The sequence below is a fragment of the Pseudogemmobacter hezensis genome, assembly GCF_013155295.1.
GTDB classification, from domain to species: Bacteria; Pseudomonadota; Alphaproteobacteria; order Rhodobacterales; family Rhodobacteraceae; genus Pseudogemmobacter; species Pseudogemmobacter hezensis.
In genome coordinates this window covers 155,380-178,208 of record NZ_JABJXT010000004.1, presented here as the reverse complement: position 1 = coordinate 178,208, position 22,829 = coordinate 155,380, and the positions used below count along the sequence as shown (strand labels likewise).

Here is a 22,829-nt window from a genome sequence, read left to right as displayed (position 1 = left end):
ACCATGGCAGAGCGCAGCTTCAAGGCCGAGGTTGAGCACCTGCGCAAAGGCGCGGGCGAGACATTTACCGGCGAGGGAATCCTTGCCCTGACCAAGGCGCTGCTGGAAAGCGGGGTCGGCTATGTCGGCGGCTATCAGGGCGCACCCATCTCGCATATGATGGATGTGCTGGCCGATGCCGAAGAGCTGATGGCAGAGCTTGGCGTCCGCTTTGAGGCCAACGCGAATGAGGCAGGGGCGGCAGCGATGCTGGCGGCCTCGATCCATTATCCGATCCGGGGGGCGGTGACCTTCAAGGGGCCGGTGGGCGTCAATGTGGCATCTGACGCGCTGGCGAACCTGACCGATTCCGGCGTCAATGGCGGCGCGCTGATCATCGTCGGCGAGGATTATGGCGAGGGCTCCTCGATCATGCAGGAACGCAGCCACGCTTTTGCGATGAAATCGCAGATGTGGCTGCTGGACCCGCGCCCCAATCTGCAGGCGATGGTTGACGCCGTGCATTACGGGTTTGATATGTCCGAGGCGACGAATACGCCCGTGATGATGATCGTGCGGATCCGCTCTTGCCATGTCACCGGCACCTTTGAGTGCCGCGACAACAGGCGCCCGCCGCTGACCGTCAAAGACGCGCTGAAGAACCCGCAGGCCGATGTTACCCGCGTGGTGCTGCCGCCCTTCACCTATCTGCATGAACAGGACAAGATCAACAATCGCTGGCCCGCCGCCGAGAAATTCATCATCGAGCATAAGCTGAATGAATTCTTCGGCCCGAAGGGCGGCAAGGCCGGGCTGGTGGTTCAGGGCGGCATGTACAACGGCGTGATCCGGGCGCTGCAGCGCATGGGGCTGGCCGATCTTTACGGCAATACAGACCTGCCGATCTATTGCCTGAATGTGGCCTATCCACTTGTTTCATCAGAGTTTCTGGAATTCTGCGAGGGCAAGGAAAACCTCCTGATGGTCGAAGAGGGCCACCCCGAATTTATGGAGCAGCAGCTTTCCACCTATCTCTACCGCGCCGGGTCGACGGTCAAACTGCACGGCAAGGGCATCCTGCCGATGGGGGGCGAATATACCGGCCAGGTGATGCTGGACAGTCTGACGGCGTTTTTGAAAATCGCCGCGCCCGATATGCTGCCCGCCACCGTCCGCGCACCGAATGAGGACAAGCCGCAGTTGCCGGATCTGACCAAAGTGGTGCCGATGCGGCCGCCAGGATTTTGCACCGGCTGCCCCGAGCGCCCCATCTTTGCCGCGCTGAAAATGGTGCAGCAGGAACGCGGCAAGCATCAGATCACCGCCGATATCGGCTGCCATCTGTTCGGCTCTATGCCGCCCTTTTATGTGGGCGGGGCGACGATGGGCTATGGCCTTGGGCCAGCGGCCAACGCGGCCTTTGACGGCGGTGGCGAGAGGCGGCCTATCTCGATCATCGGTGATGGCGGCTTCTGGCACAACGGGCTGAACACCTCGATCGGCAATATGGTGTTCAACAAGTCTGACAGCCTGGTGGTCGTGGTCGACAATTATTACTCGGCGGCGACGGGCGGCCAGGATGTGATGTCGTCGCGGGCGAAAAACGACACCAAGGCGACGAACAACCCGATCTCGCAGGCGGTAAAGGGAATCGGCGTGAAATGGGTGCGCCAGATCGACCACACCTATGATGTGCCAAAGCTGAAAGCGACCATCACCGAGGCGCTGACCACCGACGAAAAAGGCCCGAAAGTCATCGTCGCCTCGTCGGAATGTATGCTGAACAAGCAGCGCCGCGAGCGGCCGCTGAAGGCCAAAGCGATCAAAGAGGGCCGCCGGGTTGAGGCGCCTCGCTTTGGCGTTGATGAGGCGGTCTGCACCGGCGATCACGCCTGCATGCGGCTGTCGGGCTGCCCCTCTTTGGGGCTGAAACACACGGGCGATCCCTTGCGCGATGACCCGGTGGCGCGGATCGACCAGACCTGCGTTGGCTGCGGCAATTGCGGCGAGGTGGCTGATGCGGCGGTGCTGTGCCCCAGCTTCTACCGCGCTGACGTGGTCCATAACCCGACCGGGTTTGAGAAATGGCGCGCCGGGTTGCGAACCCGCCTGATCGGCTGGCTTGCCCGCCGCCGCGCCGCCCGTACGCTGGAGTTCCCGGTATGAGCCTGCATGAAGTGATCCCGCCCCGTCAGCCCGATGAAAAGCTGAAATCCATCATCAAAGTGGCGATCTATGCGGTGGGCGGCCAGGGTGGCGGCGTGCTGACCGGCTGGATCGAGGATGTCGCGCGATCTCAGGGGTTTGCGGCCCAGGCGACCTCGGTCGCGGGGGTGTCGCAGCGCACCGGGGCCACGATCTACTATGTCGAGATGGCCCCGAAAGACGGCGGCGATCCGGTTTTCTCGCTGATGCCGGCGGCGGGCGACGTCGATGTCATGATCGCCGCCGAATGGATGGAGGCCGGTCGCGCCATCATTCGCGGCTTTGTCACGCCTGATCGCACCACGCTGATCGCCTCGACCCATCGCAATCTGGCGGTTTCCGAGAAGATGGTGCCGGGCGACGGCGTCGCCGACCCCGAGGCAGTGCGCGAGGCCGCGATCCAGACCGCGAAACGCCTGCTGGCCGCCGATTATGAGGCGGTGGCGGTGAAAAACGGCTCGATCATTTCCTCGACTTTGTTCGGGGCGCTGGCGGCCTCGGGGGCGCTGCCGTTCCCGCGCCAGGCCTTTGAGGATGCGATCCGCCACTCGGGCGGCAAGGGGATTGAGGCCAGTCTCCGGGCCTTTGGCGCGGGCTATGATGCGGCGCTGAACGGCGATATCGGCAAGAACGAGCCCGCGCCTGCGGTAGCAGATACAATGGTGCGCGGCCCGGCAAAGCTGATGGCGGCCTGGGAAAAGCTGGTGGCGCGGCTGCAGGCGATGCCCGCTCCGGTGGCGGAAATGGGGGAACACGGGCTGCGCAAGGTGGTCAGTTTTCAGGACATCGCCTATGGGGCGGACTATCTGGATCGGCTGCAAACCGTGCTGGACCGCGATCACGCCCCCTGGGATCTCTCGGTCCAGGCGGCGAAATACATCGCAAATGCAATGTGTTACGACGATGTGATCCGGGTGGCCGATCTGAAAACCCGTGGCAACCGCTTTGCCCGGATCCGCGGCGAGATGGGCGCAAAGGATCAGCATCTGATGCAGCTGACCGAGTTCATGCACCCCCGCGCCGAGGAAATCGCCGGCATGCTGCCGCTCAAATGGGGGGCACGGGTCGAGGCCAATCCGAAATCCATGGCGCGACTGAACCGTTGGTTCGGCCATGGGCGGCGCATCCGCACCGACAGCTTTCGCGGCTATGCCATGCTTTACCTGCTGGGCGGCATGAAGTTCTGGCGCCGCCGCACGCTGCGCCACGCACAAGAGGTGGCGCATCTTGAGGCCTGGCTGACCCGCGCCCTGGCTGAGGTTGATCGCAACTACGCCCTCGCGGTCGAGCTGATCCGCTGCCGCCGCCTCATCAAGGGCTATTCCGACACCCATGCGCGGGGCCTGTCGAAGTTTGACCGGGTGATCGCGGCGATTGATCTGGTCGCCGGGCGCGAGGATGCCGCCGATTGGGCGCGTCGTCTGCGCGAGGCGGCGCTGAAGGATGAGGAAGGCAAGGATCTCGACGGTGCGATCCAGACCATCCGCAGCTTTGTCTGAGCGACAAAAGGGCCGGGAAATCCCCGGCCCTTTGCTTATGCGGCGTCTGGTTTCCTACAGGCCAGGCGCGGCCAAATAGCGGATTTTCAGCGGTGGCGGGGCGCTGGTTTCCAGCCGTGCAAGTGTGGCCCGCACGCTGTCTGCGCCGTGAAGGGACAGCATCTCAAACGGCCCGCGCGGGAAATTCAGCCCCAGTTTCAATGCGGTATCAATACCGCTTTCATCAATCCCCCCCTCGGACAGCAGCCAGAGCGCCTCATTGATCAGCGTGGCCTCGATGCGCAGAACAAGGCTGGAGGCATCATCGGGCAGGGGGCCGGGGCTGTCGGGGAACAGAAACCCGCGCCCGGTTTTGCGCCCCAGATTGCCGCTGGCGACCTGGACCTTCAGCGCCTCAAACACATGATAGCGCGGGCTGCCGCCCATCGCCGCCGCAAGGCTTTCGGTCGCGGCCAGATTGATGTCTGCGCCCACCAGGTCAATCAGCGCGAATGGGCCAAGGCGGTAGCCCGCGCCCTGCATCGCCGCGTCGATCTCGCCGGGGCTGCGGCCCTCTTCCAACAGTGCGAGCGCCTCGCCGTAAAAGGGTCTGGCGCAGCGGTTGACGATAAAGCCGGGGCGGTCGGGGCATTGGATGACGGTCTTGCCCGCCGCCTCGGTCAGCTGCCGCGCGAGGTGCAGGGCCTGGGGTCCGCTGGCCGGATGCGCGACCAGCTCGACCAGTTTCATCACCGGGGCGGGGTTGAAGAAATGCAGGCCGATCAGGCGTTCGGGATGGCGCAGCCCCTGGGCCATCCTGGCCACGGAAAGCGAGGATGTATTGCTGGCCAGCACCGCATCGGGGCGCATGACATCCTCTAATGCATTGAAAATATGCTGTTTTACGTCCAGCCGTTCAACAACGGCCTCGATCGCCAGATCCGCCGCGCCCATCACTTCGGGGCCGTTTACCACGCGGAACCTGGACAAAAGCGCATCGCGGGCGGCGGGCGTCATCTTGCCCGCCTCGACACGGGGGGCAAGCGCTGCGGCCAGGCGGCTGGCCGCCGTGTCGCGGACGGGGGCATGGGCATCAGTGGCCAGCACCTCAAACCCCGCTGCCGCATAGGTCTGCGCAATGCCAAGGCCCATCGTGCCAAGGCCAATCACCGCCACCGTCGCCATGTCATTTCCCCTGCCAGATGGGTTTGCGCTTTTCGCGGAAGGCGCGGATGCCCTCGGCCTTGTCCTGGCTGTCCAGCAGCGCCTCGAATGCGGCCCGCTCGGCATCCAGCGCAAGCGCGGCCTCGGCGCCCTGGATCAGCGCCGCTTTGGCCGCCTGCAGCGCCAGCGGCGCCCGCTGCGCGAGGCGCGCGGTCAGCGCCGCCCCCTCGGCCAGCGCGTCCCCGGCGCGACAGGCGGCAAGCCCCCAGGCGAAGGCGGTGTCGGCATCGATGATTTCCCCGGTCAGCACCATCCGCGCCGCTTTGGCCGGGCCGATGCGGGCGATCAGCCGCTGCCCGCCACCCGCGCCGGGGATGATGCCCAGATTGGTTTCCGCCAGCCCCAGCCGGGCGCTGTCGCCCACCACCATCAGATCGGCCATCAGCGCCAGCTCTAACCCGCCGCCCAGGGCAAAGCCCTCAACCGCGGCGACCAGCGGCTTTGGAAAGGCGCGGATGCTGGCCCATTGGGCTTTGCGCGGATCCGCCGCCGCCTCAGTGCTGGTTTTGCCCTCAATCTCGCCGATATCGGCCCCGGCGGCGAAATTGCCATCAGCGCCCGCGATCATCACCGCGCGGCAGCTGTCATCGCCCGAAAGCCGCGTCAGCGCCGCCGCCAGGTCGGCCAGCAGCGCAGTGTTCAGCGCATTTTTCGCGCCGGGGCGGTTGATCAGCAGCCGGGTCCAGCCGCCCTCATCAGTCTCGATCAGATGTTCCATAGGCTGCACAATGCGCCTTCGTCGATAAATTTCAAGTCACAAAATTTTAAACTTGAAATTTATCGGCGAAGCGGCAAGGATCATCCCAAATCAGGGAGTTTCGGTGATGAAGATCCTTTGCCTCGGGGCAGGTCCGGCGGGCCTTTATTTTGCGATTTCGATGAAGCTGCGTGACCCCGCGCATGACATCACTGTGCTGGAACGCAACAAGGCCAATGACACCTTCGGCTGGGGGGTGGTGCTGTCAGACGACGCCCTGGGGCGGATGCAGAAAAACGATCCCGTCAGCACAGAGGCGATCCGCGCCGATTTCGCCTATTGGGATGATATTGCGGTGGTCCATGACGGGGTGCGCACTGTCTCTGGCGGGCATGGCTTCGCCGGGATCGGGCGCAAGGCGATGCTGATCCTTTTGCAAAACCGCGCCCGCGAGCTGGGCGTCAATCTGCAGTTCGAGACCATCTTCAAATCGGCTGAGGAGTATCGCAGGGATTACGATCTGGTTGTCGGCTGTGACGGTATCAACAGCGTGGTGCGCAACGAATATAAGGACGTATTCCAGCCCGATATCGACCTGCGCAAATGCAAGTTCATCTGGCTGGGCACCCATCAGAAATTCGACGATGCCTTCACCTTCATCTTTGAGAAAACCCAGCATGGCTGGGTCTGGGCGCATGTCTATCAGTTCGACGACAATACCGCGACTTTCATCGTTGAGACCCTGCCCGAGACCTGGGAGAAATTCGGCTTCGTCGATATGTCGAAGGAAGAAATCGTCGAGACCTGCCGCCAGATCTTTGAACGTCACCTCGGCGGGCATGAGCTGATCTCGAACGCGGCGCATCTGCGCGGCTCGGCGGTATGGTCGCAATTCCCGCGGGTGATCTGCGAGCGCTGGTATCATGAGAATGTCGTGTTGATGGGCGATGCGGCGGCGACCGGGCATTTCTCGATCGGCTCTGGCACGCGGCTGGCCTTTGATTCCGCGATTGCGCTGGCGGAATATCTGCATTCCGAGCCTGATATGCAGTCGGCCTTTGCCCGCTATCAGGAAGAGCGCCGGGTCGAGGTTTTGCGCCTGCAATCGGCGGCCCGCAACAGCCTGGAATGGTTCGAACAGGTCGAGCGGTATCTCGATATGCCGCCCGTCCAGTTTGCCTACTCGCTTTTGACCCGCAGCCAGCGGATCAGCCATGAAAACCTGCGCCTGCGCGACCCGGAATGGCTGGCCAGCGCCGAAGACTGGTTCCAGGAACAGGCGGGTGGCAAGCCGGGCAGCCGCCCGATGTTCGCGCCCTTCGCCCTGCGCGATATGCGCCTCAAGAACCGCATCGTGATGTCGCCGATGGCGCAATATAAGGCCGTGGATGGCTGCCCGACCGACTGGCACCTGATCCATTATGCCGAGCGCGCCAAGGGCGGTGCGGCGCTGATCTACACGGAAATGGCCTGCGTCTCGGCGATTGGCCGCATCACGCCCGGCTGCCCCGGCCTTTACGCGCCCGAGCATGAGGCCGCCTGGAAGCGGCTGGCGGATTTCATTCACCAGGAGACCGATGCGAAGCTTTGCATCCAGATCGGCCACGCCGGGCGCAAGGCCTCGACCTGTGTGCCCTGGGATGGGGGCATTGATGCGCCGCTGAAATCGGGCAACTGGCCGATCATCTCGGCCTCGGCGATTGCCTATAAGGCGGATAATGCGGTTCCCAGGGCGATGGACCGCACCGATCTGGCAGAGGTCAGGGCCCAGTTCGTCGCCGGTGCGGAAATGGCCGCGCGGGCCGGGGCCGATATGATTGAGATGCACGCAGCACATGGCTATCTGCTGGCCTCTTTCATCAGCCCGATCACCAATCAGCGCACCGACGAATACGGCGGCAGCCTTGAAAACCGCATGCGCTATCCTTTGGAGGTGTTTCGCGCCATGCGGGCGGTCTGGCCCGCGGATAAGCCGATGTCGGTCAGGATCTCGGCCAATGACTGGATCGAGGGTGGCGTGACGCCCGAGGAGGCGGTGGAAATCGCCCGCCAGTTCAGCGCGGCGGGGGCGGATATCATTGACGTTTCCTCTGGCCAGACCGACCCGGCCGAGCGCCCGATCTATGGCCGCATGTTCCAGACGCCGTTCTCCGACCGCATCCGCAATGAGGCCGGGCTGGCCACGATGACGGTCGGCAATATCACCGACTGGGATCAGGCCAATGGCATCCTGATGGCGGGCCGCGCCGATCTGGTGATGATCGGGCGGATGCATCTGGCCGATCCCTACTGGACATTGCATGCCGCCATCGATCAGGGCGAGGCTGCAGCCACCTGGCCCGCCCCCTACCGTCACGGTCAGGTCACACTGACCCGGCTGCATCAACGTCAGCAAGAGGCCATCCGCGCATGAGCGACCCGAGACAGAACGACCCGGGACAGAGCGACCCGAGACAGAGCGATCTGCGGCAGGACAATCTGAACGGCAAACGCGTGCTGATCACCGGCGGTGGCACCGGGGTGGGGGCAGACCTTGCCCATGGCTTTGCGGCCCGGGGTGCCGAGGTGGTGATCTGCGGTCGCCGCGAGGCCCCCTTGCAGGCGGTGGCGGGAGCGATTGGCGCCCGTGCGCTGCTGGCCGATGTGACGGATGAGGCGGATGTGCAGCGCCTTTTCACCGAGGCCGGGCGCTGCGATATCGTGGTGGCGAATGCCGGGGCCTCGAGTTCGGCCCCTTTGGCGAAAACCTCGCTGGCGGAATGGAACGCGATGCTGGCGGTCAATCTGACCGGGGTTTTCCTGACCTTCCGCCAGGCTTTGGCGCAGTTTGACGGCTGGGGGCGGCTGATTGCCGTGGCCTCGACCGCCGGGCTGAAGGGCTATGCCTATGTCGCGCCCTATACTGCGGCGAAACATGGTGTGGTGGGCATGGTGAAAAGCCTGGCGCTTGAGGTGGCGAAGAAGCCCGTCACCGTCAATGCGCTTTGCCCGGGGTTTCTGGATACCGAGATGACCGACCGCTCGGTTGCCAATATCGTCGAAAAAACCGGGATGAGCGCGGATGACGCCCGCAAGACGCTTGCCGCCACCAACCCGCAAAAGCGGCTGATCCGCCCGGATGAGGTAACTGCGGCCGCACTGTGGTTGTGCGCGCCGGGATCCGAGGGCATCAATGGTCAGGCATTGGCCATTGCAGGGGGTGAGGTGTGAGCGAAAGTTCAAAGCGCAGGCTGAAACTGTGGATCCGTATGCTGGCGGTCACGCGCAGCGCGGAATCGAACCTGCGCGAATTTCTGCGCCTGACCCATGACACCACCCTGCCGCGTTTCGACGTGATGGCCGCGCTTTACCGCCGCCGTGAGGGCTGCACCATGAGCGAGCTGAGTCGCCTGCTGCTGGTCTCAAACGGCAATGCGACGACGGTGGTTGACCGGCTGGAAAAAGACGGTCTGGTGGCGCGGCGGCCCTCAGACACCGACCGGCGCACTGTCTATGTCGGCCTGACGCCCGAGGGGCTGGCGCAATTCGAGACCCTTGCCGTGGGGCATGAGGCCGAGGTGGCGCGGGTCTTTGAGGGGCTGGATGACGCGGATGTCGATACTCTGACCGAAATTCTGAAGAAGGCGATGAAGCGATGAGCGTGCTGACAAAGACCCAACTGGCCGAGCTGCAGCCCGAGCATTTTTTTTGGGAGGTTAAGGACCGGATCGCCACCATCCGCCTGAACCGCCCCGACCGCAAAAACCCGCTGACCTTTGAAAGCTATGCCGAGCTGCGCGACACCTTCCGCGCGCTGGTCTATGCAACCGATGTCGATGTGGTGATCTTTGCCTCGAACGGCGGGAATTTCTGCTCGGGCGGGGATGTGCATGACATTATCGGGCCGCTGGTCGGTATGGATATGAAAGACCTGCTGGCCTTTACCCGCATGACCGGGGATCTGGTCAAGGCGATGATCGGCTGCGGCAAGCCGATCATCTCGGCGGTCGATGGGGTCTGTGTGGGGGCGGGGGCGATCATCGCCATGGCCTCGGATCTGCGGCTGGCCACGCCGGAGGCGAAATGTGCGTTTCTCTTCACGCGCGTTGGCCTGGCGGGCTGCGATATGGGGGCCTGCGCCATGCTGCCGCGCATCATCGGCCAGGGCCGGGCGGCAGAGCTTTTGTACACCGGCCGGGTGATGGGCGCGGATGAGGGCGCGGCATGGGGGTTCTGGAACGGGCTGCACAGCGCGGATGCGCTGGAGGCCGAGGCCTGGAAGCTGGCCACGCGGATCGCGGCGGGGCCGACATTCGCGCATGGGATCACCAAGACGCAGCTGAACCAGGAATGGAATATGGGCCTTGAGCAGGCCATCGAGGCCGAGGCCCAGGCCCAGGCGATCTGTATGCAGACCCGCGATTTCGAGCGCGCCTATCATGCCTTTGTCGCCAAAGAGCAGCCGGTTTTCCAGGGCGACTGAGGGCTGTGTGAAATGGATGCCGCCGGGGGCTGTCTGCCCCCGGACCCCCGAGGATATTTTGGGACAGATGAAATGAGTGATCGCAGTTTTCTGGACTGGCCCTTTTTTGAGGCGCGTCACCATGAGCTGGCGGCTGCGCTGGAGGAATGGGCGCGGGCGCATCTGCCTGTCGATCACGGGGATGTCGATCAGGCTTGCAGGGGGCTGGTGCGGGATCTGGGCGCGGCGGGTTTTTTACGCCACTCAGGCGCGGGCGAGGGGGAGCGGCTGGATGTGCGCTCTCTTTGTCTGATCCGTGAGACCCTGGCGCGGCATGATGCTTTGGCGGATTTTTCCTTTGCCATGCAGGGACTGGGGATGGGGGCGGTCTCGCTGTTCGGCACGCCTGCGCAGCGCGAATGGCTGGAGCGGACCCGGACGGGCGGGGCGATTTCGGGCTTTGCGCTGACGGAGCCCGGGGCGGGTTCGGATGTGGCCAATACGGCGACGCTGGCGCGGCGGGTTGAGGGGGGATATCGGCTTTCGGGCGAGAAGACCTATATCTCGAATGGCGGCATTGCCGATGTTTACGTGGTTTTCGCCCGAACGGGCGAGGCGGCGGGCGCGAAGGGGCTGTCGGCCTTTCTGATGCCCGCCGACAAGCCTGGCCTGACGATTGCGGGGCGCATTGAGGTGATCGCGCCGCATCCCCTGGCGCAGTTGCGGCTGGACGATGTGTTCCTGCCTGAGAGCGCCCTGATCGGCAAGCCGGGTGAGGGGTTCAAGCTGGCAATGTCGGTGCTGGATGTGTTTCGCCCGACGGTCGGGGCGGCGGCGCTTGGGCTGGCGCGGCGTGCGCTGGATGAGGCGCTGGCGCGCACGCAGGCGCGCCAGATCCAGGGGGCGCCGCTGGCGTCCTTGCAGATGGTGCAGGGGCATCTGGCCGATATGGCGCTGAAGATTGATGCCGCCGCTTTGCTGGTTTACCGCGCCGCCTGGACCAAAGACCAGGGCGCGGCCCGCATCACCCGTGAGGCCGCCATGGCCAAGCTTTACGCGACCGAGGCCGCCCAGCAGGTGATTGACGCCGCGGTGCAGCTGCATGGCGGTGACGGCGTGCGGGTCGGCAGCAAGGTCGAAGAGCTCTATCGTGACATCCGGGCGCTGCGTATCTACGAAGGCGCATCCGACGTGCAGCGCGTCGTCATCGCCCGGAGCCTTTTGTCATGACCTATACCCGCCCGATCCGCATTGAGTTCAATCATTGCGACCCTGCCGGGATCGTTTTTTACCCGCGTTATTTCGAGATGACCAATTCCGTCGTCGAAAATTTCTTCCGCGAGATTGCCGGCTGGCCCTATGAAGAGATGATGGCGGCGGGCACCGGCGTTCCGACCGCGCAGATCCAGACGGTGTTTCACGCGCCCTCGCGGCTGGGTGAGGTGCTGGACTGGCGGCTTTCGCTGGTGCGGTTGGGCTCCAGCTCGGCCAGCCTGCATATTGAGGCGCATGGCGCGGGCATTCACCGCCTGACCTGCGATCTGACGCTGGTTTTCGTTAATGAAAATGGCCGCCCGCAGCCCTGGCCGCAGGCGGTTCGCACAAAACTCATCGCATTTCAGGAGGCGACATGAGCATTCAGACCCTGCACCCCCCCGGATGGAAACCCGCCAAAGGCTATGCCAATGGCATGGCGGCCCAGGGGCGTCTTGTCGTGACCGGGGGGCTGATCGGCTGGAATGCCGATTGCGCGTTCGAAAGCGATGATTTCGTCGATCAGGTCGCGCAAACGCTGCGCAATATCGTGGCGGTGCTGGCCGAGGCGGGCGCAAAGCCAGAGCATCTGGTGCGCCTGACCTGGTTCATCACCAGCAAAGAGGAATACCTCGCCGATCTGAAACGGCTGGGCAGCGTCTATAAAGAGATCATCGGGCGGCATTATCCGGCCATGGCCGTGATGCAGGTCGTGGCCCTGATGGAGGATCGCGCCAAAGTCGAGATCGAGGCCACCGCCGTCATTCCCGCCTGAGATATCTCTTTTAAACGCCCATTTCACATGCCGGAGACCCCGATGCAGGACGCTTTCATCTGCGACTATATCCGCAGCCCGATCGGCCGCTTTGGCGGCAGCCTTGCGATGGTGCGGACCGATGATCTGGGGGCGGTGCCGCTCAGGGCGCTGGCTTTGCGCAATCCGGGGCTGGATCTGGCGGCGGTCGATGAGGTGATCCTCGGCTGCGCCAATCAGGCGGGTGAGGACAATCGCAATGTGGCCCGGATGTGCGTTTTGCTGGCGGGCTATCCGGTTGATGTGGCGGCGACGACGGTGAACCGGCTTTGCGGCTCTGGCATGGATGCGGTGATCATGGCGGCCCGGGCGATCCGCACGGGCGAGGCCGATCTGGTCATCGCAGGCGGCGTCGAAAGCATGAGCCGCGCGCCTTTCGTCATGCCAAAGGCCACCGCGGCCTTTTCGCGCCAGGCCGAGATCCACGACACCACCATCGGCTGGCGCTTTGTCAATCCGCTGCTGAAGGCGCAATACGGCATCGACTCTATGCCCGAGACCGCCGAAAACGTCGCCCGCGAGTTCGGCATCAGCCGCGAGGATCAGGACGCCTTCGCGCTGCGCTCGCAGGAACTGGCGCTGGCGGCGCAGGAAAACGGGCGGCTGGCGCAGGAAATCACCCCCGTCACCATCCCGCAGCGCAAGGGGGATCCGCTGGTGGTGGCCCGGGACGAGCATCCGCGTCAGACCTCGCTTGCGGCTTTGGCCGGGCTGGCGGCGCCCTTTGCGAAAGAGGGCGGCACGGTCACGGCGGGGAATGCCTCGGGCGTCAATGACGGGGCGGCGGCACTGATCATCGCATCAGAGGCGGCGGTCAAAGCCCATGGCCTGCGCCCGATTGCGCGGGTGCTGGGCGGGGCTACGGCGGGGGTTCTGCCGCGCATCATGGGGATGGGCCCGGTTCCTGCGACGCAAAAGCTGTTGTCGCGGCTGGGGCTGACCGCGGATCAGCTGTCGGTGATCGAGTTGAATGAGGCCTTTGCCGCCCAGGGTCTGGCGGTGCTGCGCCAGCTGGGAATTGCTGATGCGGATCCGCGGGTGAACCCCAATGGCGGCGCGATTGCGCTTGGCCATCCGCTGGGCATGTCGGGGGCCCGGATCACCGGAACGGCGGCGCTGCAGCTGGCGGCGGGCGGCGGCCGCTATGCGCTGGCGACGATGTGCATCGGTGTGGGCCAGGGCATTTCCATCGCGCTGGAGCGGCTCTGACAGGGGGCAGATACGGCGAAAGCCGCCCTTTTGCCCCTGTCGCCTGCATTGTAAGGTGGTGCAGCCCATGCGGCCTGCGCCATTTTACCGGACCTGACATGCCTATTTCGTCGCCTTTCGTGCCCCTCCGCCTTTGCCACAGGCCGCGCTGAGATGTCGGCGGGTCTTCTGTGGCTGTCGCGCAATTTCCGCTTTTCCGACAATCCGGCGCTGCTGGCGGCGCTGGCGGATGGGCCGCTTCTGGCGGTGTTTTGCCTTGATGCGCGGACAAAGGCGCTTGGGGCTGCACCGCGCTGGCGGCTGCAGCGGGCGCTGCAGGCCTTTGATGCGGGTCTGAAAAAACGCGGCGCTGGCGGCGTTCTGATTGTCGCGGCCGAGCCCGAAGAGGCATTGCCGGCGCTGATGCAGGCCGTCGGTGCGGCGCGCGTGCATCAGGCCGACTGGCCAGAGCCGCAGACGCGCGGCCAGCAGGCGCGGCTGAGGGCCAGGATCGGCGCGGGTCTTGTGCTGCATCCGGGCCATTTGCTGGCGCATCCGGCCGCTTTGCGGACCGGGCAGGGCGGCGTTTACAAGGTGTTCACCCCCTTCGCCAATGCGCTGCGCCGCCTTGGGGCAGAGCGCCCCGCCCCCGACGCGCCCGCCCGCATCACCGGATATGCGCCGCCGCCGCTGCCCTTCCCGACCATTCCCATCGCCGCGCTGGCTCTGGCCCCCGATATGCGGCGCGGTGGCCCGGTTCTGGCCCGTCACGCGCTGCCTGCGGGCGAGGATGCGGCTTTCGCGCGGCTGGAGGATTTCCTTGACCGGGTCGGCGATTACGCCAGCACCCGCGACCGCCCCGATATAGACGCAACCTCGGGCCTGTCAGAGCATCTGGCCCTGGGCGAGATCAGCCCGCGCAGCATCTGGGCCCGTGCGCAGATCCAGGCCGAGGCCGATCCGGGCCGCGAAAGCGCCATCGGCAAATTCCTGTCCGAGGTGATCTGGCGCGAATTTGCCTGGCATCTGCTGATCAGCTTTCCCGATATGCCCCATGCGCCCTGGCGCGGTGAATGGGCCGATTTCCCCTGGCGCGGTCCTGGCCCCGATCTTGATGCCTGGGTGCAGGCGCGAACGGGCGTGGCGCTGGTCGATGCGGGCCTGCGCGAGATGTGGGTGACGGGGCGGATGCACAACCGGGTGCGGATGGTGGTGGCCAGCTGGCTGACAAAGAATCTTTTGACCCATTGGCACCACGGGCTTGCCCATTTCGAGGCGTGCCTGACCGACTGGGATCCGGCCGCCAATGCGATGAACTGGCAATGGGTGGCGGGCTGTGGCCCCGATGCCTCGCCCTATTTCCGGGTGTTCAACCCCGAAAAACAGGCGGCAGACTACGACCCGAAGGGGCTTTACCGTCGCCGCTGGCTGGCGGGATATCAGGGCGCCACGGGCGAAGAGGCCACCGCTTTTCTGAACGCAGCCCCCCTGTCCTGGTCGCCCGCACCGCGTTGGAGCGCCGGGGATCCCGACCGCATATCCGGGGGCCGCACCCGCGCCCATGCCGCGCTGGAGCGGTTTCGCCAGGCCAGCACGGTGGCCAGCACGGTGGCCAGCACCGGGGACGAATAGCGCCCAAAGGCGCAAAGACCGCCGGGCTGCCAGCATGAACCCTGCGCTGCGACTGGACGCCGCGCCTTTGCGCCGGGTAAGAGGGCATGAATAAGACGGAACGGCCAAGACCTGCCAGGCCCCGATCCGGTGGCCAGTCTGGTGGGCCGATCCGGTGGGCCGATCCGGTGGCCAGGCTGAAAGGGGAATGTGATGCTCTGGGATATCCGTGCGCTGATGAGGCCCGCGCTTTCGGTGATCGACATGATCCCGAACGTCCACCGCAGCCCTGCCCAGGCCCTGTTGCGCCGCACCGTGATGGAGGGGCGGCCCCTCTCGCTGCGCCTGACGCGTGAGGAAAAAGAGCTGGCCTTTCACGACGCGCATATCCCGCTGACCTCGCCCGTGGGCGCGCGGATCCTGCTGATGCTGTATAAAAGCGGCCATCTGAAGCTGAAAAAGCCCGCGCGAAAATCCCTTCCCGCGCTTGAGGCCTATATCGCCACCGAGGCCACCTTCCGGGCCGAGGTGACGCGGATCCTGCACGAAGATGAGGCGCGGCGCAGCCGTGAGACCGCGATCATCGCCGACCCGTCGGTGGCCCTGCCCGAAGAGCTGACCACCCGCCTGATCGACCGGGTGATGACCGCGCATCTGGGCCATGGCGTGGCGGGCGAGATGCAGATTGCCGGCCTGCGCTGCCTGCGCAGCTTTCGCCAGGGCCAGCCCCCCGCCGATGGCACGCGCATGGCCGAGATCGAGGCCGAAATTCACTGGTTTGACGGTAACGGCAACAGACAGCCTGCGCCCCCGAACGGCCAGCCCGGATGAGCGATCTTTTCGACAAGGCCGGGCCGCATGGGCGTTTGCCGCTGGCAGCCGCGCTGCGGCCAAAGACCCTGGATGAGGTGATTGGCCAGCCGATCCTGGCGCCCGGCTCTATCCTCAGGCGGCGGATCGCGGCGGGGCGGCTGGGCAGCCTGATCCTTTACGGCCCCCCCGGCATCGGCAAGACCAGTATCGCCCGCGCCATCGGTGCAACCCTTGGCAAAGAGTTCCGCCCCCTGCACGCCACCCGCGCAGGCGTCGCCGACATCCGCAAACTGGCCGATGAGGCGCGGATGCGCCCGCTTTTGATCTTCGTCGATGAGGTGCAGCGCTTTTCCGCCACCCAGACCGATGACCTGCTGGCGATCTGCGAAGAGGGGGCGGTCGATTTCATCGGCGCAACCACCGGCAACCCCTATCACGTGCTGACGCCGGCGCTTGTCTCGCGCTCGACCATCCTGAAGCTGGAGCCGCTGACGATTGAGGGGATGGAAGAGGTGATCCGCCGCGGGCTTGCCCATCTGCAGGCCGAGGGCGCGGGCGCCATGCTGGATGCGGGCCAGATCCGCCAGATCGCCGGACGCTCTGGCGGGGATGCGCGCCGGGCGCTGACCACGCTGGAAAGCCTAGTTCTGGGCCATGACGGCCCGGTCAGCGCGGCTATGATCGACGAGGCCTATGCCGCCGCGCCGGATAACCATGACCGCTCGGGCGATGCGCATTATGATGTGGTCTCGGCCTTTATCAAATCCATGCGCGGCTCAGACCCGGATGCAACGCTTTACTGGCTGGCGCGGCTGATCCATGGCGGCGAGGATCCGCGTTTCATCGCCCGGCGCATCATGATCCACGCCTCCGAGGATGTGGGCCTGGCCGATAATACCGCGCTGCAAACGGCGGTGGCGGCGGCAAATGCGGTGGAAAAGATCGGCTATCCCGAGGCGCAGATCGTGCTGGCCCACGCGGCGCTGCATGTGGCGCGGGCGCCCAAATCCATGTCGGCCTATCGCGGCATTGCCCAGGCCCTGAGCTATGTCACCCGCGAGGCCCCGGCCCAGGTGCCGCTGCATCTGCGCGACACCCATTACAAGGGGGCCGAGGCGCTTGGGCATGTGGGCTACAGGCTGCCCCATGACGATCCGCGCGGCTGGGTTGAGCAAAGCTATTCGCATCTTCCCCCCGGCAGCCTTTACCAAAGCGACGCCCGCGACGCCGCCACATTTGAGCGCCGGGCCGATGAATACTGGGCCCGCATCCCCGGCTATCCGCAGCCAAAGCGCACATAAAAGCGTGCTGGCGGCCAGGGGCGCAACAAGCCCTTGCCCGGGCCTCTGGCTGCGTTACTATCGGCCCTGATGACAGGTTGTAACATTGCGCCCCTCGCGGCGGGTCTGCCCGCGCCGGATCCTGAGGCTTTCGCCGCCGGGATTTCCTGCAATGGTCGTGTCTTTCCTGCCGGGGCGGATGAAAGCCATCCCCCCGCAAGCCAGATTTCCCGGAGTGCCCCATGTTTCTGACGATTGTCGCAGGCCTTGTGCTTGGCCTTCTTGCATTGTTGCTGGCCCTGGTTGTTGCCTGGGCCATCGCGCCCCGGGCGGTGACACGGGGGATCTTCCGGCTGACGCTTTTGCTGTTCCGGGTTGAGGTCAAGGGCGCCGAGCATCTGGATAGCCAAGGCCCGGCGGTCTATGTCTCGAACCATGTCAGCCTCTTTGACGGGCCGCTGGTGCTGGCGCTGGTCAGGCGGCGGCTGAATGTGGTGGTCTATACGACCTGGGCCAAAGGTCTGATGCTGCGTGCCTTTGGCCGCGCCTTTGACATCTCTCCGATTGACCCGCAGCGCCCGATGTCGGCCAAGGCCATGGCGCGGCGCGTCTCTGAGGGTGAGGCCTGCCTGATCTTCCCCGAGGGCCGCATCACCACCACGGGTGCGCCGATGAAAATCGCCGGCGGCGCGGCCTGGATGGTCGATACCGCCCGCGCCGATGTGATCGCCATCCATATCGAAGGGCTGGAGCGTTCAAAGCTGGCAAAGGCCGGAAATGGCTGGCGCAAGGTCTGGTTCCCCAAGGTGCGGGTCTGCGTCGCGCCGCCGCAACGGCTGGAGATTGACCCGGATCTGCGCGGCAAGCTGCGCCGTGAACGCGCCACGATGGCGCTGCGCGAAATCACCGAAACCCTGCGATATCAGGCGCTTGACCGCCACAACAATATCCCCGAGGCCGTGGCAGAGGCGCGGGCGGTGCATGGCAGCAAAGCCATAGCCTATGAGGATGTGCTGGGCACGACCATGTCGCGCGGCAAGCTGCGGCTGACCTCGGCGATGCTGGTGGCGATGATCGGCCCGCATGTGAAGAAAGACAGCAACCTGGGCTTTTTGCTGCCCACGGCCCCTGGCGCGGTGGCGGTGCTGAATGCGCTGTGGCAGCTGCGCGTCACGCCTGCGATCCTTAACCATACGGTCGGCGTCGCGGCGGTGAAAACCACCTTGGGCGTGGTGAAGGCCGATATGATCCTTTCAAGCCGCACCTTTGTCGAAAAGGGCAGGCTGACCGATTTCGTCGCAGGCCTTGAGGCCGAGGGCGTGCGGTTTTTGTGGCTGGAAGACCTGAAGGCGGGGCTGACCACCGGCGCAAAACTCGGCGCGCTTTTCAGCCTGAACCGCCTGCCAAAGGATGTGACCCGCGACACCCCCGCCGCGATCCTTTTCACCTCGGGGACCGAGGGCGCGCCGAAGGGCGTTGTCCTCAGCCACGGCAATATCCTGGCCAATATCTCGCAGATCAGGGCGCGGGCCAATGTTGGGCCGCAGGATATTTCCTGCACGGCGCTGCCGGTGTTCCATTCCTTCGGGCTAACGGCGGGGCTGATCCTGCCGCTGGTCTGCGGCATTCGCACCGGGGTTCACCCTTCGCCGCTGCATTACCGCATCATCCCCGAGCTGGCCTATTCGGTGCAGGCAACGCTGCTTTTTGGCACGGATACTTTCCTGAACGGCTGGGCGCGTCGCGCCGATCCCAGCGATTTCGCCACGCTGCGGGCGGTGGTCGCCGGGGCCGAGGCGGTCAAGGAAAGCACCCGCAAGATCTGGGCGGAACGCTTTGGCGTGCGCGTGCTGGAAGGCTATGGCGCGACCGAATGCTCGCCCGTTTTGTCGCTGAACACCCCGGCAGAGCCCGATATCGGCACCGTCGGGCGGCTTTTGCCCGCGATGGAATATCGCCTGGTCGAGATGGCCGGGATCGACGGCAGCCGCCTGATGGTCAAGGGGCCGAATGTGATGGCAGGCTATATTCTGAACGACAAACCCGGCGTGCTGCAGCCGCCGCCCGAGGGCTGGTATGACACGGGCGACGCGGTGACGATCGACGAGAAGGGCCTGATCCGCATCACCGGGCGCATCAAGCGTTTCGCCAAGGTCGGCGGCGAGATGGTCTCGCTGCAATCGGTTGAAATCCTTGCGCAAAAGCTGTGGCCGGGGGCGACGGTTGCCGCCATCTCGCGCCCGCATCCGCGCACGGGCGAACAGGTCATCCTTTGCGTGACCGAGCCTGCCGCAGACCGCCCGAAACTGGTGCAATATGCCCGCGACAATGGGGTTGGCAGCATCCTCTTGCCCGCCCAGGTGCTGGTGCGTGAAAAGATCCCGCTGCTGGCCTCGGGCAAGATCGACTACCCGGCGCTGACCCGCAGCTTTGAAGAGGCCGAGGCGGCGAAGCCGGGCTGATTTCAGTCTTTTTGCGGCAGCGGCGCCTCTTTGGTGCCGCTGAAATTGCGGTAGATCAGGCGGTCATGGCCATGGGTCGATTCCGCCATCGCGGTTTCAAAGACCGAGGCATGCAGCGGCGATTTCTCGCAGGCCGGGTCGGTCGCATCGGCCCGGCCCGCCAGTGCAAAGGCCTGGCAACGGCAGCCACCGAAATCCACCTCTTTCAGCGGGCATGAACGGCAGGGTTCGGGCATCCAACCGGTGCCGCGAAAGCAGCTCATGGCGTCTGAATTGTGCCAGATCCATTCCAGCGAATGCTCGCGGATATTGTCAAATTTCAACCCGGTGATCGTTTCGGCCGCATGGCAGGGCAATACATTCCCCGAGGGCGAGATATTGAAAAACTGCCGCCCCCAGCCGCCCATACATTGCTTTGGCCGTTTCGCGTAATAGTCTGGAATCACGTAATCAATCGACAGGATACCCTGCAGGCGGGCGCGGGCGGCCTCGACGAAGGCGGTGGTCTCTTTCAGCTGGGCGATGGTCGGCATCAGCGCCTCGCGGTTCTTCAGAGCCCAGCCGTAATATTGCACATTTGCAACCTCGATCCGCTCGGCCCGCATCTGGACGGCGATATCGACGATCTCGGGCAGCTCATCCAGGTTCTGGCGATGCATCACCGCATTGATGGTCAGCGCCAGCCCCGCCTCTTTCACCCAGGCGGCGGTTTCGAACTTCTTCGGCAGCGCGTTTTTAAAACCGCCGATCCGGTCAGAGGTGCCCGCCCGCGCCCCCTGGATCGAGATCTGCACATGCGCAAGGCCCAGATCGGCCAGCCGCATCATCCGCTCGCGGTCCATCATCACGCCAGAGGTGATCAGGTTTGGATAAAGCCCGACCTTTGTGGCATGGGCGACCAGATCCTCCAGATCCTTGCGGATGCAGGGCTCGCCGCCCGAAAAATGGATCTGCAGCACCCCGAGATCAGCCATCTGATCCATGGCGCGGCACCAGTCTTCGGTCGAAAGCTCGCGCGAGGCGCGCTCCAGCTGGATCGGGTTCGAGCAATAGGGGCATTGCAGCGGGCAGCGGTGGGTCAGCTCGGCCAGCACCGCCAGCGGCAGACCATAGCTGCGATCCGGGCTGGCCGCGCCCAAAAGCGCGAACTGGCTTTTTGGCGCGGATTGGCCCTCAGATTGCGGCGCGTCTTTCACGGCGTGATGTCCAGATAGCCCTTGTCGGTGAAATCCTGCAGCATTTTCAGCAGGTCAGCGGCGATCACCTCGCGCGGGGCGGTGAATTTGACAGCGAAATCATCCAGGATCGCGCCGATGCTGCGGCCATCCAGCGCCTCGATGATCATCACCGAGCTTTCGTTCAGAACCACCACGCGCTCGGGCACCAGAAGCGTGTGGATGCCCCGCGCCTTGTCAAACCGCAACCGGCTGGAGCGTTTCAGCCGCACCACCATCGCCTCGGTCAGGGTGATACGTTCAGACATCGGGCAGCTCTTTCGGGTCAAAGCAGCCAGGCGGGATCAGCCCGGTCACATAGGCATGGTGCAGCGCATCCAGCTGCGCCCAGAGGCAGTTGCATTTGAAGATCAGCGCCTCGACCACCTTTTGCCGATCCTGGGGCGTGGTGGCGTTTTTACGCACGAAATCAAGCACATAATCGGCGTCATTCGTGGCCTGGGAAACGCGGCGGGTGAAATAGGACATCACTTTCGGGTTCACAAAGTCATAATGCTCCAGCATGCCCGCGATGCGCTCTTTGTGGATGCCGGGGGCGAAAAGCTCTGTCAGGGCCGAGGCGACGGCCTCAAGCGGGCTGCGCTCGCGCACGAAATTCAGATAGGCGTCGACCGCGAAACGGGTGCCCGGCAGGATGCCCCTGGTCGAGGTGACATAGTCGCGCCCCAGCCCAAGCGCATCGGTCAGCAAGAGCCAGCGCTCGATCCCGCCCTCTTCGCCAAGGGTGTCGCCATCGTGATCCTCGATCCGCTGCCGCCAGGCCAGCCGCAGGTCATGATCGCGGAAACGCGACAGCACAATGCCGTCTTTCAGCGGGATAGAGCTTTGATAATAATAGCGATTCAAGGCCCAGGCGGCGACCTGGCCCCGGTTCAGCTGCCCGTCATGCAAGAGGCGGTGGAAGGGATGCAGGTTGTGATAGCGGGTGGCGCCGATCTGGCGCAGCCTGTCCTCCAGCTGGTCGGCGCTGGTCAGGGGGCGGGGGTCGGGGTCAAGGATCAGATCGAACATAGCGTGTAACGGGCCCCTTTTTCGCCGACTTCCCAGCCGCTTTGGCCAAGGGCTCTGCGCTCGCTGCTGCTTGGCAAAAGGACGGGGTTCGAGTTGTTGATATGGACAAAGACCCGCCGCCCGATCTGCAGATCCGACAGCGCGGCGATGGCCCCATCCGGGCCAGAAATCGACATATGCCCCATCGAGGCCCCTGTCTTTTGCGCAAGGCCCGCGCGGATCATCTCATCATCGCGCCAAAGGGTGCCGTCAAAGAACAGGATATCGGCGCCCTCGATCCGGTCGCGCATCGCCCCGGTCACGCCCGCGCAGGCGGGGATGATCACGGCGCGACGCCCGGCTGTGCGGATCTCCAGCGCCAGGGTATCGCCTGCATCGGGGGCCTTGTGGTCGCGCAGATACCAGGCGGGGGTGCCGGGCACGGTGAAGGCGGTGATCTCCAGCCCGGCCACGGTGAAGGGCTGATCCGGCACCAGCTGCGGGCGGCTGACGTTTTCAGGGCGCAGCACGGCGAAAAGGCTGTTTTGCACCAGGATCTCATGCACGGTTTCGCTGGCCCAAAGCGCAAAACGGCCCCCCTCGCGCAGCGACAAAAGCCCGGCCACCGCGTCGATCTCGGCATTGGTCAGCACCACGGCGCTGATGGGCGAATGGCGCAGCCCGTCACCCTGGATCTGGCCCGCGTGGGGGTGCAGGGCGGGGGTCTCCCGGATCTGCTGCAGGATCTCTGGCGCGGCATTGATCAGCACCCAGTCCCTGCCATCGGCGCTGAGCGCCATTGAGAACTGGCCAGAGCCGGGGGCCCCGCCGGATCGCGCCGCCCGGCATCCGGGGCAGGCGCAGTTCCATTGCGGAAAGCCCCCTCCGGCCGCCGCGCCGAGGATCAGGATATGCAAGCCATCCCCCCTGGCGGATGCGGCGGCCGGGTTGGTCATCACTTTTCTTCAGCGCAGGCATACATGTTGATTTCCATGCCAACCGGCGTGTCGAAGTATTTGGGCGTGATCCAGGCCATTTTCATCTCCATCACTGGCAAACGCGGGGCACCAATGCCCGGCGTTGCGACGAGCTGCCGCAGCTTCAGTGATAGCCCGGGCACGGATCGGTTTCCAGCGAATAGCGATACTTCAGCGTTTC

Annotated in this window: 21 protein-coding genes; 14 read left to right on the top strand and 7 right to left on the bottom strand. The window is 64.7% G+C overall.

The genetic code is table 11. The features are described from left to right. The first annotated feature begins 3 nt into the window (after positions 1-3). Together HOY34_RS06430 and HOY34_RS06425 are read left to right on the top strand one after the other, a co-directional pair. A complete protein-coding gene (locus HOY34_RS06430; RefSeq protein ID WP_172361004.1) occupies positions 4-2,145 on the top strand; it encodes a thiamine pyrophosphate-dependent enzyme in 2,142 nt (713 codons plus the stop codon). Beyond that, positions 2,142-3,683 (top strand): indolepyruvate oxidoreductase subunit beta family protein, encoded by a 1,542-nt coding sequence (locus HOY34_RS06425; RefSeq protein ID WP_172361002.1) that lies wholly within the window; start codon positions 2,142-2,144, stop codon positions 3,681-3,683. Before HOY34_RS06430 ends, HOY34_RS06425 begins: the two co-directional genes overlap by 4 nt. Positions 3,684-3,737: 54 nt before the next feature. On the opposite strand, the gene HOY34_RS06420 is transcribed toward HOY34_RS06425, so the two are convergent. Then, entirely contained in the window at positions 3,738-4,847 is a 1,110-nt protein-coding gene (locus HOY34_RS06420) for a 3-hydroxyacyl-CoA dehydrogenase (protein WP_172361000.1), read from the bottom strand. A gap of 1 nt (position 4,848) precedes the next feature. Then, the gene (locus tag HOY34_RS06415) at positions 4,849-5,604 is read right to left on the bottom strand and encodes an enoyl-CoA hydratase-related protein (protein WP_172360998.1); all 756 of its coding nucleotides are present in this window, start codon (positions 5,602-5,604) and stop codon (positions 4,849-4,851) included. 106 nt (positions 5,605-5,710) lie between these two features. Here HOY34_RS06415 and HOY34_RS06410 point away from each other — a divergent pair, with 106 nt between their 5' ends. The 12 genes from HOY34_RS06410 to HOY34_RS06355 all read left to right on the top strand — a co-directional run bounded on the left by HOY34_RS06410 (position 5,711) and on the right by HOY34_RS06355 (position 19,446). Next, positions 5,711-7,996 (top strand): bifunctional salicylyl-CoA 5-hydroxylase/oxidoreductase, encoded by a 2,286-nt coding sequence (locus HOY34_RS06410; protein ID WP_172361178.1) that lies wholly within the window; start codon positions 5,711-5,713, stop codon positions 7,994-7,996. Next, the gene (locus tag HOY34_RS06405) at positions 7,993-8,793 is read left to right on the top strand and encodes an SDR family NAD(P)-dependent oxidoreductase (protein ID WP_172360996.1); all 801 of its coding nucleotides are present in this window, start codon (positions 7,993-7,995) and stop codon (positions 8,791-8,793) included. The genes HOY34_RS06410 and HOY34_RS06405 overlap by 4 nt, the downstream gene beginning before the upstream one ends. Further along, complete coding sequence (locus HOY34_RS06400; protein ID WP_366926925.1) at positions 8,790-9,221, top strand: MarR family winged helix-turn-helix transcriptional regulator; 432 nt, start codon at positions 8,790-8,792, stop codon at positions 9,219-9,221. Before HOY34_RS06405 ends, HOY34_RS06400 begins: the two co-directional genes overlap by 4 nt. Further along, positions 9,218-10,045, top strand: a complete 828-nt coding sequence (locus HOY34_RS06395; RefSeq protein ID WP_172360994.1) for an enoyl-CoA hydratase family protein — start codon at positions 9,218-9,220, stop codon at positions 10,043-10,045. Before HOY34_RS06400 ends, HOY34_RS06395 begins: the two co-directional genes overlap by 4 nt. 72 nt (positions 10,046-10,117) lie before the next feature. Further along, positions 10,118-11,254 carry an acyl-CoA dehydrogenase family protein gene (locus HOY34_RS06390; protein ID WP_172360992.1) on the top strand — a complete coding sequence of 379 codons (1,137 nt, stop codon included), beginning with the start codon at positions 10,118-10,120 and terminating at the stop codon, positions 11,252-11,254. Next, positions 11,251-11,658: an acyl-CoA thioesterase gene (locus HOY34_RS06385; RefSeq protein WP_172360990.1), complete on the top strand. Its 408-nt coding sequence runs from the start codon at positions 11,251-11,253 to the stop codon at positions 11,656-11,658. The genes HOY34_RS06390 and HOY34_RS06385 overlap by 4 nt, the downstream gene beginning before the upstream one ends. Further along, entirely contained in the window at positions 11,655-12,053 is a 399-nt protein-coding gene (locus HOY34_RS06380) for a RidA family protein (protein WP_172360988.1), read from the top strand. Before HOY34_RS06385 ends, HOY34_RS06380 begins: the two co-directional genes overlap by 4 nt. 42 nt (positions 12,054-12,095) lie before the next feature. Further along, on the top strand, positions 12,096-13,301 hold the full coding sequence (gene pcaF / locus HOY34_RS06375) for a 3-oxoadipyl-CoA thiolase (protein WP_172360986.1): 1,206 nt from the start codon (positions 12,096-12,098) through the stop codon (positions 13,299-13,301). 153 nt (positions 13,302-13,454) lie between these two features. Beyond that, complete coding sequence (locus HOY34_RS06370; protein ID WP_172360984.1) at positions 13,455-14,912, top strand: cryptochrome/photolyase family protein; 1,458 nt, start codon at positions 13,455-13,457, stop codon at positions 14,910-14,912. Between the two features lie 192 nt (positions 14,913-15,104). Then, entirely contained in the window at positions 15,105-15,722 is a 618-nt protein-coding gene (locus HOY34_RS06365; protein ID WP_172360982.1) for a hypothetical protein, read from the top strand. Continuing rightward, positions 15,719-17,005: a replication-associated recombination protein A gene (locus HOY34_RS06360; protein WP_172360980.1), complete on the top strand. Its 1,287-nt coding sequence runs from the start codon at positions 15,719-15,721 to the stop codon at positions 17,003-17,005. The genes HOY34_RS06365 and HOY34_RS06360 overlap by 4 nt, the downstream gene beginning before the upstream one ends. A gap of 221 nt (positions 17,006-17,226) precedes the next feature. Beyond that, positions 17,227-19,446 (top strand): AMP-binding protein, encoded by a 2,220-nt coding sequence (locus HOY34_RS06355; RefSeq protein ID WP_172360978.1) that lies wholly within the window; start codon positions 17,227-17,229, stop codon positions 19,444-19,446. Between the two features lie 2 nt (positions 19,447-19,448). Here the strand turns inward: HOY34_RS06355 and pqqE are convergent, their stop codons facing one another. The 5 genes from pqqE to pqqA are packed head-to-tail and all read right to left on the bottom strand — an operon-like array spanning position 19,449 to position 22,791. After that, positions 19,449-20,642, bottom strand: coding sequence for a pyrroloquinoline quinone biosynthesis protein PqqE (gene pqqE, locus HOY34_RS06350; RefSeq protein WP_436645041.1), 1,194 nt, complete (start codon positions 20,640-20,642; stop codon positions 19,449-19,451). Further along, positions 20,639-20,929: a pyrroloquinoline quinone biosynthesis peptide chaperone PqqD gene (pqqD, locus tag HOY34_RS06345; protein WP_172360976.1), complete on the bottom strand. Its 291-nt coding sequence runs from the start codon at positions 20,927-20,929 to the stop codon at positions 20,639-20,641. Before pqqD ends, pqqE begins: the two co-directional genes overlap by 4 nt. Then, positions 20,922-21,692: a pyrroloquinoline-quinone synthase PqqC gene (gene pqqC / locus HOY34_RS06340; protein ID WP_172360974.1), complete on the bottom strand. Its 771-nt coding sequence runs from the start codon at positions 21,690-21,692 to the stop codon at positions 20,922-20,924. The genes pqqD and pqqC overlap by 8 nt, the downstream gene beginning before the upstream one ends. Then, entirely contained in the window at positions 21,680-22,627 is a 948-nt protein-coding gene (gene pqqB / locus HOY34_RS06335) for a pyrroloquinoline quinone biosynthesis protein PqqB (protein ID WP_172360972.1), read from the bottom strand. Before pqqB ends, pqqC begins: the two co-directional genes overlap by 13 nt. Continuing rightward, positions 22,627-22,791: a pyrroloquinoline quinone precursor peptide PqqA gene (pqqA, locus tag HOY34_RS22375; RefSeq protein WP_366926924.1), complete on the bottom strand. Its 165-nt coding sequence runs from the start codon at positions 22,789-22,791 to the stop codon at positions 22,627-22,629. The genes pqqB and pqqA overlap by 1 nt, the downstream gene beginning before the upstream one ends. Positions 22,792-22,829 lie beyond the last annotated feature (38 nt).